The sequence below is a fragment of the Klebsiella pneumoniae subsp. pneumoniae HS11286 genome (assembly GCF_000240185.1).
Classification (GTDB): domain Bacteria; phylum Pseudomonadota; class Gammaproteobacteria; order Enterobacterales; family Enterobacteriaceae; genus Klebsiella; species Klebsiella pneumoniae.
This window is the reverse complement of sequence record NC_016845.1, coordinates 1,902,204-1,914,876: the sequence shown is the minus strand read 5'-3', so window position 1 is coordinate 1,914,876 and position 12,673 is coordinate 1,902,204. Positions and strand designations below refer to the sequence as shown.

Annotated in this window: 13 protein-coding genes and 2 other annotated features; of the genes, 7 read left to right on the top strand and 6 right to left on the bottom strand. The window is 54.1% G+C overall.

Going from position 1 to position 12,673, the window contains the following annotated elements; all coding sequences use genetic code 11:
• Window positions 1-121 precede the first annotated feature (121 nt).
• Window positions 122-235, bottom strand: coding sequence for a hypothetical protein (locus tag KPHS_18470; RefSeq protein YP_005226147.1), 114 nt, complete (start codon window positions 233-235; stop codon window positions 122-124).
• Here KPHS_18470 and KPHS_18460 point away from each other — a divergent pair.
• Complete coding sequence (locus tag KPHS_18460) at window positions 234-1,436, top strand: nicotinate phosphoribosyltransferase (RefSeq protein ID YP_005226146.1); 1,203 nt, start codon at window positions 234-236, stop codon at window positions 1,434-1,436. The genes KPHS_18470 and KPHS_18460 overlap by 2 nt on opposite strands.
• A 42-nt stretch (window positions 1,437-1,478) precedes the next feature.
• On the opposite strand, the gene KPHS_18450 is transcribed toward KPHS_18460, so the two are convergent.
• From KPHS_18450 to KPHS_18420, 4 genes are all read right to left on the bottom strand, one after another.
• A complete protein-coding gene (locus KPHS_18450) occupies window positions 1,479-2,645 on the bottom strand; it encodes a putative peptidase (protein ID YP_005226145.1) in 1,167 nt (388 codons plus the stop codon).
• Window positions 2,646-2,663: 18 nt separating this feature from the next.
• Window positions 2,664-3,902 (bottom strand): allantoate amidohydrolase, encoded by a 1,239-nt coding sequence (locus tag KPHS_18440; RefSeq protein YP_005226144.1) that lies wholly within the window; start codon window positions 3,900-3,902, stop codon window positions 2,664-2,666.
• 24 nt (window positions 3,903-3,926) lie between these two features.
• Window positions 3,927-5,216: a putative transmembrane amino acid transporter protein gene (locus tag KPHS_18430; protein YP_005226143.1), complete on the bottom strand. Its 1,290-nt coding sequence runs from the start codon at window positions 5,214-5,216 to the stop codon at window positions 3,927-3,929.
• A gap of 122 nt (window positions 5,217-5,338) precedes the next feature.
• Window positions 5,339-6,490 (bottom strand): diaminopropionate ammonia-lyase, encoded by a 1,152-nt coding sequence (locus KPHS_18420; protein ID YP_005226142.1) that lies wholly within the window; start codon window positions 6,488-6,490, stop codon window positions 5,339-5,341.
• A 368-nt stretch (window positions 6,491-6,858) separates the two neighbouring features.
• Between KPHS_18420 and KPHS_18410 the strand changes: the two genes are divergently transcribed.
• The 6 genes from KPHS_18410 to KPHS_18360 all read left to right on the top strand — a co-directional run bounded on the left by KPHS_18410 (window position 6,859) and on the right by KPHS_18360 (window position 11,947).
• The gene (locus tag KPHS_18410) at window positions 6,859-7,419 is read left to right on the top strand and encodes a regulator for leucine (or lrp) regulon and high-affinity branched-chain amino acid transport system (protein ID YP_005226141.1); all 561 of its coding nucleotides are present in this window, start codon (window positions 6,859-6,861) and stop codon (window positions 7,417-7,419) included.
• 155 nt (window positions 7,420-7,574) lie between these two features.
• Window positions 7,575-7,991, top strand: coding sequence for an asparaginyl-tRNA synthetase (locus KPHS_18400; RefSeq protein ID YP_005226140.1), 417 nt, complete (start codon window positions 7,575-7,577; stop codon window positions 7,989-7,991).
• Window positions 7,575-8,899 (top strand) — a sequence feature (potential frameshift: common BLAST hit: gi|238893987|ref|YP_002918721.1| asparaginyl-tRNA synthetase). (Overlaps the previous gene by 417 nt.)
• A complete protein-coding gene (locus KPHS_18390) occupies window positions 8,024-8,899 on the top strand; it encodes an asparaginyl-tRNA synthetase (RefSeq protein ID YP_005226139.1) in 876 nt (291 codons plus the stop codon). Its footprint overlaps the feature before it by 876 nt.
• Window positions 8,900-9,490: 591 nt before the next feature.
• On the top strand, window positions 9,491-9,925 hold the full coding sequence (locus KPHS_18380; RefSeq protein YP_005226138.1) for an OmpK35 protein: 435 nt from the start codon (window positions 9,491-9,493) through the stop codon (window positions 9,923-9,925).
• Window positions 9,491-10,569 (top strand) — a sequence feature (potential frameshift: common BLAST hit: gi|238893985|ref|YP_002918719.1| outer membrane protein 1A/OmpK35 porin). It overlaps the preceding gene by 435 nt.
• The gene (locus KPHS_18370) at window positions 9,886-10,569 is read left to right on the top strand and encodes an outer membrane protein 1A/OmpK35 porin (protein ID YP_005226137.1); all 684 of its coding nucleotides are present in this window, start codon (window positions 9,886-9,888) and stop codon (window positions 10,567-10,569) included. Its footprint overlaps the feature before it by 684 nt. Before KPHS_18380 ends, KPHS_18370 begins: the two co-directional genes overlap by 40 nt.
• 187 nt (window positions 10,570-10,756) lie before the next feature.
• A complete protein-coding gene (locus tag KPHS_18360; protein YP_005226136.1) occupies window positions 10,757-11,947 on the top strand; it encodes an aromatic amino acid aminotransferase in 1,191 nt (396 codons plus the stop codon).
• A gap of 68 nt (window positions 11,948-12,015) precedes the next feature.
• On the opposite strand, the gene KPHS_18350 is transcribed toward KPHS_18360, so the two are convergent.
• Window positions 12,016-12,663: an MBL fold metallo-hydrolase gene (locus KPHS_18350; RefSeq protein ID YP_005226135.1), complete on the bottom strand. Its 648-nt coding sequence runs from the start codon at window positions 12,661-12,663 to the stop codon at window positions 12,016-12,018.
• Window positions 12,664-12,673 lie beyond the last annotated feature (10 nt).

The window sequence follows — 12,673 nt, the reverse complement described above, 5'->3', positions numbered from 1 at the left end:
ACACGGAAATCGCTACATTTTGTTAACACTCGCGGCACGAAATGCCCTCGACCCGACGCAAAGCTTGTGGTGTGATCCATGTTCAATATATTAAACTAGGCCTCGCAAATGACCGTCAGCGTCACCATTGCTCGCCATCGCGGGACAGAGTCGGGTAATAAAGGTATACTCCGCCTCCATTTTCCGCGTTGGTTTCGATGGAACGCTCCAGTGAGAGGATGCTACTGCGCACCATGACACAATTCACTTCTCCTGTACTGCACTCGCTGCTTGATACGGATGCCTATAAGCTGCACATGCAGCAGGCTGTCTTCCACCGCTACGGCGATGTGCATGTGGCGGCGGAGTTTCGCTGCCGCGGAGACGACCTGCTCGGCATCTATGCCGACGCGATCCGCGAGCAGGTGGAGTCCATGCGCGACCTGAGGCTGCGGGATGATGAATATCGCTGGCTGTCCACCCTTCCCTTTTTTCGCCAGGATTACCTCAACTGGCTGCGCGATTTTCGCTATGACCCGAGCCAGGTCACGGTCAGCAATGACAATGGTAAGCTGAACATTCGCCTTACCGGCCCATGGCGGGAAGCCATCATGTGGGAAGTCCCGCTGCTGGCGGTGATAAGCGAGTTGGTCCATCGCTATCGTTCACCAGAGATGGGCGTCGATCAGGCGCTCAACACGCTGGAACATAAGCTAGGCGACTTCGCCACCATGACCGCTGACCTCGACATGAGCGCCTTCCGTCTGATGGACTTCGGCACCCGCCGTCGTTTCTCACGCGAGGTGCAGGAAGGTATTGTGCGGCGTCTGCAGCAGGAACCATGGTTTGTCGGCACCAGCAATTACGATCTGGCGCGCCGTCTGAATTTAACCCCGATGGGTACCCAGGCCCATGAGTGGTTCCAGGCCCACCAGCAGATCAGCCCCAGCCTTGCCAGCAGCCAGCGGGCGGCCCTTGCCGCCTGGCTGGAAGAGTATCCCGACCAGCTGGGCATCGCGCTGACCGACTGCATCACTATGGATGCGTTCCTGCGCGATTTCGGTCCGGAATTCGCCACCCGCTATCAGGGGTTGCGCCACGATTCCGGCGACCCGGTGGAATGGGGAGAAAAAGCTATCGCCCATTATCAGAAGCTGGGTATCGATCCGCTGAGCAAAGTGCTGGTCTTCTCCGACAATCTCGACCTGGCGAAAGCCGTCGATCTGTATCGCCACTTCGCCTCGCGGGTGAAGCTCAGCTTTGGGATCGGCACCCGTTTAACCTGCGATCTGCCGCAGGTTAAACCGCTCAATATCGTGATTAAGCTGGTGGAATGTAACGGCAAGCCGGTGGCGAAACTCTCCGACAGCCCGGGGAAAACTATCTGCCACGATAAGGCCTTCGTCCGCGCCCTGCGCGAAGCGTTCGACCTGCCGCCGATTAAAAAGGCAAGCTAAAAAACTTGGCCCGACGGCATTCTGCTATCGGGCCAATCAATATCACTCCTGCGGCAAACGGGCTCTGACGACCTCGGCAAAATACTCCGCGCCAGTTAGCAATATCTCATCATTAAAGTCGTAGCAGGCATTATGCAACGGTGTATTGCCCTGAGCATCTGAACTATCGCCGTTGCCTAAAAAGATGAAACAGCCGGGGATTTTTTGCAGAAAAGCGCCAAAATCTTCCGAAATCATCATCTGTGCGACGTTGCCGTTCACCTTCTCAGCCCCTACCACGTTAATCGCAGCGGTGACCGCTACATCAACGCATTGCTGCCAGTTCACCGTTGGCGCAAATTCATGGGTATAGCTGAACTGGCACGTCGCACCGTGCATCGCGCAAATCGCTTCGCTAATGGTACGCATTCGTTCTTCGAGCAGCATCTGTACCTCCGGTGCAAAGCTGCGCGTATCCCCTTTGATTTCGACGTGCGTCGGAATCGCATTGCGGATGCCATCGGTGTGCAGTTCAGTACAGGAAATGACCGCTGGCACGTTCGGATCAACATTTCGCGAAACAATTGTCTGCAAAGCCAGGATGATTTCCGCCGCAATGACCAGCGGATCTTTCGCCATATGCGGCCGCGCCGCATGCGCTCCCTGCCCTTTAATACGAATAATAAAGTTATCTTCACTGGCCATAATGCCACCGACTCGCGTGGCGATAGTCCCGGCTTTCATACCCGGCATATTATGCAGACCGTAGATTTCCTCTATGCCAAAGCGTTCAATAACGCCATCGTCCATCATCGCTCTGGCGCCATAGCCAGGTTCCTCAGCAGGCTGAAAAACAAAGCAGACCGTGCCGTTAAAATTCTGCCGCTGCAATAGCAACTGCGCCGCGCCCAGCGCAATGCAGGTATGACCATCATGTCCGCAGCCGTGCATCCGCTCGGCGGTCATGGAGCGGTAAGACCAGTCTCCCTGTTCGGTCAATTGAATGGCATCGATATCGGCACGAATAGCGATAACGCCCTTCCCGTCGCCGCATTTCAATCTCCCCACCACCCCGGTTTTGCCAATATCGCGGTGCACCTCAATGCCCATAGCTTCGAGCTTTTCGGCAATAAACCGTGAAGTATTCTGCTCCTCGAAGGCGCTTTCCGGATGGGCATGCAAATAGTGACGCCAGGCGATAAGCTGCTGCTTTAGCTGTTGCTGATTCATTCTCTGCTCCTGTAAACATTAGTCCATACGCTGGGCGCGCTGTAAAACCACCTGCAGCAGCATATTGGCGCCAGCAATCAGATCTTTGGCTGCGCTATGTTCTTTGACGTTATGGCTAATGCCATCGACGCAGGGGACAAAAATCATCCCGGCGGGACATACCGACGCCATAAATTGTGCATCGTGTCCGGCGCCGCTTGGCAAACGTCGGTAACTGAGCCCCTGACGCTCCGCCTCGGCTTCCACCGCATTGACGATCTCATCGGCAAAGATGACCGGATTAAAGCGCACCAGTGAGCGGCTGGTTATCTCCACGCCCTCTTCCTGCGACGTTTTCGCGACAAATTCGGCTAATTGCTGCTCCGCCAGACATAAGATCGCATTATCGGTATTGCGGAGATCCACTGACATGACGACATGGTTGGGAATGACGTTGATTAGATTAGGCTTCACGCTGAAATGTCCAACGGTAGCTACTTGATCGCCACCAAGGCTTAGCGCCAGCTCACGGGCAAAAACAGCGATTTTCGCAGCCGCCAGCCCGGCATCACGTCTCATGGACATTGGGGTTGTACCCGCATGATTCGATACGCCTCTCAGGGTAAATTCCTGCCACGAAATACCCTGTACGCCGGTAACCACGCCAATATCAATCTGCTCTTTATCAAGAATTGGTCCCTGTTCGATATGCAGCTCAACGTAGCTATCTACCGCCATATCTCCCGGCTGACGTTCGCCTTTATAACCAATGTTACGCAGCGCTTCATCGAGCGTGATACCGTCGAGATCTTTTGCCGCGAGCGCCTGCGCCAACGGATACTCGCCGGCAAACACCACGCTGCCCATCATATCGGGCTGAAATCGCACCCCCTCCTCGTTAGTAAAGAAGGTTACCGCCAACGGTCGTCGGGTGCGGATCCCGGCATCCTGGAGGGTGGCAATCACCTCAAGGCCGGCCATAACGCCGTAGTTGCCATCGTATAACCCACCTGTGGCGACGGTATCGATATGTGACCCCATCATCACCATCGGCAACGTCTCCTCGCCGTGATAAACGCCGGTGACATTGCCGATAGCATCAATTGACACGCTCAGGCCCAGCGCCTTCATGCGGGCTACAACAAAGTCCCTGCCGGCTTTATCTTCGGCAGTCGCTGCCAGGCGGCATACGCCGCCGCCTGGCAGCGCACCATGTTCGCCAAGTGCATACAGGGAATCGATAAGCCGTTGGCCGTTAATCTGCAGATAATGACTCATATAACATCTCGCTAATAATGGTGGTTATTGGAACATGCCGTAAAAAATGGCAGATACGGTGATAAGACCGATCAGGGTGACGAAAACGTTGCTCGCTTTACCGCGCCAGGGGGCAAGCACCGGTAATTTATGAATGGCGTACATAGGCAACAGCAGCAGAATTGCCGCCCCGGTGGGACCGCTGATGCATTCGATAATACCGAGGATACTGGGGTTCTTGTACGCGGCGAACCAGCAGGTAAGCACCATAAACACCAGGATGACCGCGTCGACGAGGCGAATACCAGGTTTTTTCCCGCGTGCGGCGGCGGCCTCCAGAATCAGGTCGCGCAGCGATTCATAGGCGCCGATGTAGTGGCCAAGAAATGATTTAGTAATAGCGACAAAGGCGATAATCGGCGATAGCCAGGCAATAATCGGTGTATCGTACTGATTGGCCAGATAGGACAAAATCGACAGATTCTGGGCTTTGGCTTCCGCCAGTTGCTGCGGCGACAGGCTTAACACGCAGCTGAGAACAAAAAACAGCACCACCACCGTCATGAGCAGGATACCGTAGCGCTGGATCTGCGCACATTTACCCTCAGCGAGCGCCAGACCGTAACGCTGCTTCTGGCGCACCACCATCGGCGAAATGATGGGATAGTGGTTAAACGACATCACCAGTACCGGGAAGGTCATCCACAGGGATAACATGATCCCCTGCCCATCGCCCGTGGCGCTGAAGCTTACGGTTTGCAAAATTGCGCCGTTCCAGTGCGGAATCAGAAAAAGTGCCATAAAAATAAGCGAGATGATGAAGGGATAAACCAGGGTGCTCATCACCCGCATTATCAAACGCTGTCCGAAACGGACGATAAACATCAGCCCGAGGATCAGAACGATGGCCACCAGCGACCGGGGAGGCTCGGCCATCGCCAACTGGTGGGTGATAAAGCTCTGCGCGGTGTTGGTGATAGCCACCGCATACATAATCAGAATGGTATAGACGGCGAAGAAATAGATGACGGTAAATACTTTTCCCGCCAGCGCGCCAAAATGCTCGCCAATAACATCGGTAATACTGCTTTCCGGCGTATTGGAAGAGTAAATGAATCTCGCCAGACCGCGGTGAGCCAGATAAGTAATAGGAAAAGCGAGGACAAAAACAATCAGCAGCGGCCAGAAGCCGCCAATTCCGGCATTAATCGGCAGAAACAGCACCCCGGCGCCAATGGCGGTACCGAACAGGCCAAGGACCCAAACGGTATCTTCGCTATGCCACTTTGCGGGATCGGAATATCCTTTATTGATAATTATATTTTCAGTATTCATCGGTCAGGTTCTCTCTATGCATGACGCGAAAGCGCGTATGTTTTCGTTATGAGTCAGAACGCTTGTCATACCGAGGGCTTGTAGGGTAGGTAAGATGGCCCCCTTGTTATTGTCGATAGCGCTCAACCATTACGGCCAAACCAGACGATGTCTTCATAGACATCGGGTGATGTATCTCCTTCCGTGCTGATTAACAGAACCTGTGCATCGGCATTCAGGCGCAGCGATTCGGCAAGCTCGCGATACGCCGGTTGAGTCATCAGCGCATAAAGCACTCCTGTGCCAATAGCGCCGGATTCCCCGGAGACAAAAGGTTCGTCAGTACCTGGACGCGGAGCGGCCAACAGGCGCATGCCGTTGGCCGCCAGACAATCGTCGGCGGAAATAAAACAGGTGGCATGGTCGCGGAGCATTGGCCAGCTGGTGATGTTAGGTTCACCACAGGCAAGCCCGGCCATCAGAGTTGACATATCCCCGCCGACGCTGTGCGGCAGTCCGTCATTAATGGTTGCCGAGCGATACAGGCAGTTCGCCTTGTGCGGCTCAACGATGATGATGGTGGGAGCCTGCTGCTGCATCTTTTCGATGAAATATCCCATGATGCTACCGGCAAACGACCCGACCCCGGCTTGTAAAAACAGATGCGTCGGCATCGGCGCTCCGCTTTCTGCCAGCTGCTGCCAGATTTCAACAGCGAGGGTCATATAGCCTTGCATGATCCATGTGGGGATCTGCTCGTAGCCCTGCCAGGCGGTATCCTGGAGTAGAACCCATCCCTGCTCGCGCGCGGTTTTGGCCGCCAGCCGAACTGTGTCGTCGTAGTTCAGTTCAGTAATCGTGCATTCGGCGCCATGCCGGCGAATATTCTGCGCGCGTACCGGCGACGAGCCTTTTGGCATATACACCACCGCACGCAGCCCAAGCTGCTCAGCCGCCCACGCCACGCCACGTCCGTGGTTACCGTCGGTAGCAGTCACAAATACGATGTCCTTGATACGCGCCTTAATCACTGGTGAATTAAGCTCGGCAAAGCTCAACGTATTAATATCTCGCTCAAGCAGAGCGGCGAGATATTTCCCCATCGCATAAGATCCGCCTAATCCTTTAAACGCATTCAAACCGAATCGCTGCGCTTCATCTTTTATATGGATCGATCCCAGCCCCAGCCGCTGGCTTAAAAATTCCAGCTTACGCAGCGGCGTGACCCGGTAATCAGGAAATTTTTGATGGAATGCCAGCACTTCGTTCCCCACGCTTTCATTCAGCAGACTCAAGTCTGCTCCCTGGCCATAGGGCTGCCGCCGGGCGTTAAGTTGAAATTTAATTGTGTCCACTATTCAGGCACCTCTATTTTCATATCGTCCTGCGACGATAACGTTATTTGCGACCATTCCGCCTAAACGACGGGTGCACGGATCCGTGCGGCCTGAGACAGGACGGTCGCTTTAAATTGGTTAAGTCAGAATGTGAGAGGCTTTTTGTCGCGATATACCGCTTTCCCACTGCCTGTGATGGTACACTGCGCCCGGCGGTTAATTGGCGCAAAGTTGCCCATCGCGCCGCAATTTTCACTCTGTTTTATCATTCACACGCAACAACGTTGCATTAGTGAGGTTGATCACAGGCTTGCAGGACGAGATATATGATGAAACTTGACGCATGGGATAAAAAAATTCTTACGCTCTTGCAGCGTAATAATCGCTTGTCGCAACGGGAGATCGCCGATCGGATCAGCCTGTCTCCTTCGGCAGTCAATCGGCGTATCGCTGCACTGGAGGATGCAGGGGTGATTAAAGGCAGTGTTAGCTTAGTGGACGCCAGTAAAGTGGGAAGACCAATCACCATTATGGTGCAGGTGACCATTGAGAATGAACGTCTCGATCTGCTTGAGGAGGATAAACAGCGTTTCGTAACCTGTCCGCAAGTGCAGCAGGTCTACTATGTCACTGGCGACTTCGATTTTCTGCTCGTGATCAACGTCCGTGATATGGCGGAATACGAAGCGCTAACCCGTGAACTCTTTTTTTGCCTCGGGAAATATCAAGTCTTTCCGGACCATCGTGTCGATGCAAAATGCGAAGCAGGAAATGACGGTCATTATCGAGTAAGTCGTGTAAAAGTCGAAATGGGGAGCCAAAGAACGCCCCGGAGGTGTATTTATTTCCGAAATCCACCCTTCCCTGTGCGAAATCTACTTGTCTGATGGAAGATGACAGGTAACATAGATATCCCCCCGCTGTTGGGGGAAGAGACTTTTTTATTGGACTACATAGAGAGATTATTATGAGCGTTGTGCCTGTAGCCGACGTACTCCAGGGCCGCGTTGCCGTTGACAGCGAAGTCACGGTCCGCGGATGGGTGCGTACCCGCCGAGATTCTAAAGCTGGCTTTTCTTTCCTCGCCGTCTATGACGGTTCCTGCTTTGATCCTGTACAGGCCGTTATTAATAATTCTCTGCCCAATTACAATCAGGAAGTGCTGCGTCTGACCACCGGCTGCTCGGTGATTGTCACCGGTAAAGTCGTGGCTTCTCAGGGTCAGGGTCAAAGCTTTGAGATCCAGGCGACCAGCGTGGAAGTGACCGGCTGGGTGGAAGACCCGGACACCTACCCGATGGCGGCCAAGCGCCACAGCATCGAGTATCTGCGTGAAGTAGCGCACCTGCGTCCGCGCACCAACCTGATTGGCGCGGTAGCCCGCGTGCGTCACACCCTGGCGCAGGCGCTGCACCGCTTCTTCAACGAACAGGGCTTCTTCTGGGTTTCCACCCGCTGATCACCGCCTCCGATACCGAAGGCGCCGGCGAAATGTTCCGCGTGTCGACGCTGGATCTGGAAAACCTGCCGCGTAACGATCAGGGCAAAGTCGATTTCGACAAAGACTTCTTCGGTAAAGAGTCGTTCCTGACCGTTTCCGGCCAGCTGAACGGCGAGACCTACGCCTGTGCGCTGTCGAAGATTTATACCTTCGGCCCGACCTTCCGCGCCGAGAACTCCAACACCAGCCGCCACCTGGCGGAATTCTGGATGCTGGAGCCGGAAGTGGCCTTCGCCAACCTGAACGACGTTGCCGGCCTGGCGGAAGCGATGCTCAAGTACGTCTTCAAAGCGGTACTGGAAGAGCGTGCGGACGACATGCAGTTCTTCGCCGAGCGCGTGGATAAAGACGCTATCGACCGTCTGCAGCGCTTTATCACCGCTGATTTTGCCCAGGTGGATTACACCGACGCCGTCACCATTCTGGAAAACTGCGGCAAACAGTTCGAGAACCCGGTGTACTGGGGCGTGGATCTCTCCTCTGAGCACGAACGTTACCTGGCCGAAGAGCACTTCAAAGCGCCGGTGGTGGTGAAAAACTACCCGAAAGACATTAAAGCGTTCTATATGCGCCTTAACGAAGACGGTAAAACCGTCGCGGCAATGGACGTTCTGGCGCCGGGCATCGGCGAGATTATCGGCGGTTCCCAGCGTGAAGAGCGTCTCGACGTGCTTGACGCGCGTATGGCAGAGATGGGGCTTAACAAAGAAGACTACTGGTGGTATCGCGACCTGCGTCGCTACGGCACCGTGCCGCATTCCGGCTTCGGTCTGGGCTTCGAACGCCTCATCGCTTACGTCACCGGCGTGCAGAACGTCCGCGATGTTATTCCGTTCCCGCGGACGCCGCGCAACGCGACATTCTAAATTTTTCTGACATCAATCTGAAAGGCCAGCGCAAGCTGGCCTTTTTTTATGTCAATTACTGTTAGTAAAATTCAACAACCTTAAACATCAAGACCTGGAAATCACAATTATGTTACGCACTGTTTCGGTGCATCCTGGTGATGTAGATCGCACTTTATGTTCATAACTGAGCAAAACCGCTGATAAATTTGCTCATTTTTTGACCTTTACCCGCACATCTTGCAAAGACAGAGACTGAATAAAAAGAATACGAATTCAATACACAAAATGAACGAATTGCCGCTTAGCCAAATTAATCATAAATAATTCATATAGATAGATAAGTAATGGCGTTTGCCCTTATCCGGTGGAACGGAATTTTGATTAAGTTCACAAAGTTCCGTTAAATACACATTTAGTTACATGATTTTTCGTTTTGTTACTCATATGAGATATTCGTAGCATTTTCCGGCTAGCGAAACGTTGTCGCGGATGGAAAGATGCCTTCAGACACCAAACTCTCATCAATGGTTCTGTAAGTTTTTATTGACAGAACTTTTTGACGGCAGTGGCACGTGTTCATATAAAAAATATTAATGAGGGTAATAAATAATGATGAAGCGCAATATTCTGGCAGTGGTGATCCCTGCCCTGCTGGTAGCCGGTGCAGCCAACGCTGCAGAAATCTATAACAAAAACGGCAACAAACTGGACTTCTATGGAAAAATGGTCGGCGAGCACGTCTGGACCACCAATGGCGACACCAGCAGCGACGATACCACCTATGCCCGTATCGGCCTGAAAGGCGAAACTCAGATCAACGATCAGCTGATCGGCTACGGCCAGTGGGAATACAACATGGACGCGTCCAATGTTGAAGGTTCCCAGACCACAAAAACCCGTCTAGCGTTCGCAGGCCTGAAAGCGGGCGAATACGGTTCATTCGACTATGGCCGTAACTACGGCGCGATCTACGACGTCGAAGCGGCAACCGATATGCTGGTTGAATGGGCGGTGACGGCTGGAACTATACCGACAACTACATGACCGGTCGTACCAACGGCGTCGCAACCTACCGTAACTCCGACTTCTTCGGTCTGGTTGACGGTCTGAGCTTCGCGCTGCAGTACCAGGGTAAAAACGACCATGACCGTGCGATTCGCAAGCAGAATGGCGACGGCTTCAGCACCGCAGCCACCTACGCGTTCGACAACGGTATCGCACTGTCTGCAGGCTACTCCAGCTCTAACCGTAGCGTCGATCAGAAAGCTGACGGCAATGGCGACAAAGCCGAAGCCTGGGCGACCTCTGCAAAATATGACGCTAACAACATCTATGCGGCCGTCATGTACTCCCAGACTTACAACATGACTCCGGAAGAAGATAACCACTTCGCTGGTAAAACTCAGAACTTTGAAGCAGTTGTACAGTATCAGTTTGACTTCGGCCTGCGTCCGTCCATCGGCTACGTACAGACCAAAGGCAAGGACCTGCAGTCGCGTGCTGGCTTCTCCGGCGGCGATGCGGATCTGGTTAAATACATCGAAGTGGGTACCTGGTACTACTTTAACAAGAACATGAACGTCTACGCTGCGTATAAATTCAACCAGCTGGACGACAACGATTACACCAAAGCGGCTGGTGTCGCCACTGACGACCAGGCGGCCGTGGGTATCGTTTACCAGTTCTAATCTGCAGTACACCCCTTCGTGATATGCCTTCAAAGCAGGACTTCGGTCCTGCTTTTCTGTATTCGTGAGACAAAGATCGTCTCTTTCGAAAACCTTCGCGCTTTTTGTCGCAAACGGTTGGCAATTCGTTATTCTCCCGTTAACCTGATAGCGGATTTCCCTTCAGTAATCACAATGGAACCTCGTCATGTTTGAGAACATTACCGCCGCCCCAGCCGACCCGATTTTAGGTCTGGCCGATCTGTTTCGTGCCGATGACCGCCCTGAAAAAATTAACCTCGGAATTGGTGTTTACAAGGATGAAACCGGTAAAACGCCCGTTCTGACCAGCGTCAAAAAAGCAGAGCAGTATCTGCTGGAAAATGAAACGACTAAAAACTATCTGGGCATCGATGGTATTCCTGAATTTGGTCGCTGCACCCAGGAGCTGCTGTTCGGTAAAGGCAATGCGATTATCGCTGATAAACGCGCCCGCACCGCGCAGACACCGGGCGGTACCGGTGCGCTGCGTGTCGCCGCAGACTTCCTCGCCAAAAACACCGACGTGAAACGTGTGTGGGTAAGTAATCCGAGCTGGCCGAACCATAAAAGCGTATTCACCTCTGCCGGGCTGGAAGTGCGCGAATACGCATACTACGACGCGGCTAACCACGCGCTGGACTTTGATGGTCTGCTGGCCAGCCTGAACGAAGCCCAGGCGGGCGACGTGGTACTGTTCCACGGCTGCTGCCACAACCCGACCGGTATCGATCCGACACTCGATCAGTGGCAGCAGCTGGCGCAGCTGTCGGTGGAAAAAGGCTGGCTACCGCTGTTCGATTTCGCCTACCAGGGCTTCGCCCGCGGTCTGGAAGAAGATGCTGAAGGGCTACGCGCTTTTGCTGCTCTACATAAAGAGCTGCTGGTCGCCAGCTCCTACTCGAAAAACTTTGGCCTGTACAACGAGCGCGTCGGCGCCTGCACTCTGGTCGCCGCGGATCAAGAGACTGTAGACCGCGCCTTCAGTCAGATGAAGTCGGTGATCCGCGCCAACTACTCGAACCCGCCTGCGCATGGCGCCTCCGTGGTCGCCACCATTCTGAGCAACGATGCGCTACGGGCAATCTGGGAGCAGGAACTGACCGATATGCGCCAGCGCATCCAGCGTATGCGTCTGCTGTTCGTCAATACCCTGCAGGAGAAAGGCGCGAGCCGCGACTTCAGCTTTATCAGCCAGCAGAACGGCATGTTCTCATTCAGCGGCCTGACTAAAGAGCAGGTGCTGCGCCTGCGTGAAGAGTTCGCCATCTATGCGGTAGCTTCCGGACGTATCAACGTGGCCGGGATGACGCCTGACAATATGGCGCCGCTGTGCGAAGCCATCGTCGCCGTACTGTAAGCGATAGTATTCGGTATAAAGAAAAAGGCCGCGAATGCGGCCTTTTTTATGTGTTCGCGTCATGTCTGTTACCAGACCGGCATCTCATCCTGCAGAAACGGGTTATTACGGCGTTCCTCACCCAGCGTCGACAGCGGACCATGGCCGGGAATAAAGGTCACATCATCGCCCAGCGGCAACAGCTTTTCCTTGATAGCCGCAATCAGCTGCCCATGGTCGCCGCGCGGAAAATCGCTGCGTCCCACCCCGCCTTTGAAAATCACGTCTCCGGAGATCAGCAGTCGGGAGGCGTCATCAAAAAAGACCACATGGCCCGGCGTATGGCCCGGGCAGTGCAGCACCTGCAGCGCCACATTCCCCACATTGACCACATCGCCTTCATTGAGCCAGCGATCCGGACGCAGCGGTTGGCAATCCTCCAGGCCGAACATCCGGCTTTGCGCCGGTAATCCTTCCAGCCAGAACTCATCCTCTTTTTCCGGACCAATAACCGGTACGCCATAATGCTGCGCCAGTTCAGCCGCGGCGCCAACGTGATCGAGGTGGCCATGCGTCAGCAGGATCTGCATCAGCGTGACGCCAGCCTCCGCCACCACCGCTTTGATACGTTCAGCATCGCCGCCAGGATCGACCAGCGCCGCCAGCCGGGTTTGCCCGCACCAGATAAGAGAACAGTTCTGCGCGAACGCGGTAACCGGAATAATACGATAGTTCATGACGCTCCTT

Excerpts from the sequence above, each read along its gene's own strand:
- KPHS_18350 (YP_005226135.1), bottom strand. The coding sequence starts at position 12,663 with ATGAACTATCGTATTATTCCGGTTACCGCGTTCGCGCAGAACTGTTCT.
- KPHS_18380 (YP_005226138.1), top strand. The coding sequence starts at position 9,491 with ATGATGAAGCGCAATATTCTGGCAGTGGTGATCCCTGCCCTGCTGGTA.
- KPHS_18470 (YP_005226147.1), bottom strand. The coding sequence starts at position 235 with ATGGTGCGCAGTAGCATCCTCTCACTGGAGCGTTCCATCGAAACCAAC.
- KPHS_18410 (YP_005226141.1), top strand. The coding sequence starts at position 6,859 with ATGATGAAACTTGACGCATGGGATAAAAAAATTCTTACGCTCTTGCAG.
- KPHS_18370 (YP_005226137.1), top strand. The coding sequence starts at position 9,886 with ATGGGCGGTGACGGCTGGAACTATACCGACAACTACATGACCGGTCGT.
- KPHS_18440 (YP_005226144.1), bottom strand. The coding sequence starts at position 3,902 with ATGAGTCATTATCTGCAGATTAACGGCCAACGGCTTATCGATTCCCTG.
- KPHS_18360 (YP_005226136.1), top strand. The coding sequence starts at position 10,757 with ATGTTTGAGAACATTACCGCCGCCCCAGCCGACCCGATTTTAGGTCTG.
- KPHS_18390 (YP_005226139.1), top strand. The coding sequence starts at position 8,024 with ATGTTCCGCGTGTCGACGCTGGATCTGGAAAACCTGCCGCGTAACGAT.
- KPHS_18430 (YP_005226143.1), bottom strand. The coding sequence starts at position 5,216 with ATGAATACTGAAAATATAATTATCAATAAAGGATATTCCGATCCCGCA.
- KPHS_18460 (YP_005226146.1), top strand. The coding sequence starts at position 234 with ATGACACAATTCACTTCTCCTGTACTGCACTCGCTGCTTGATACGGAT.
- KPHS_18450 (YP_005226145.1), bottom strand. The coding sequence starts at position 2,645 with ATGAATCAGCAACAGCTAAAGCAGCAGCTTATCGCCTGGCGTCACTAT.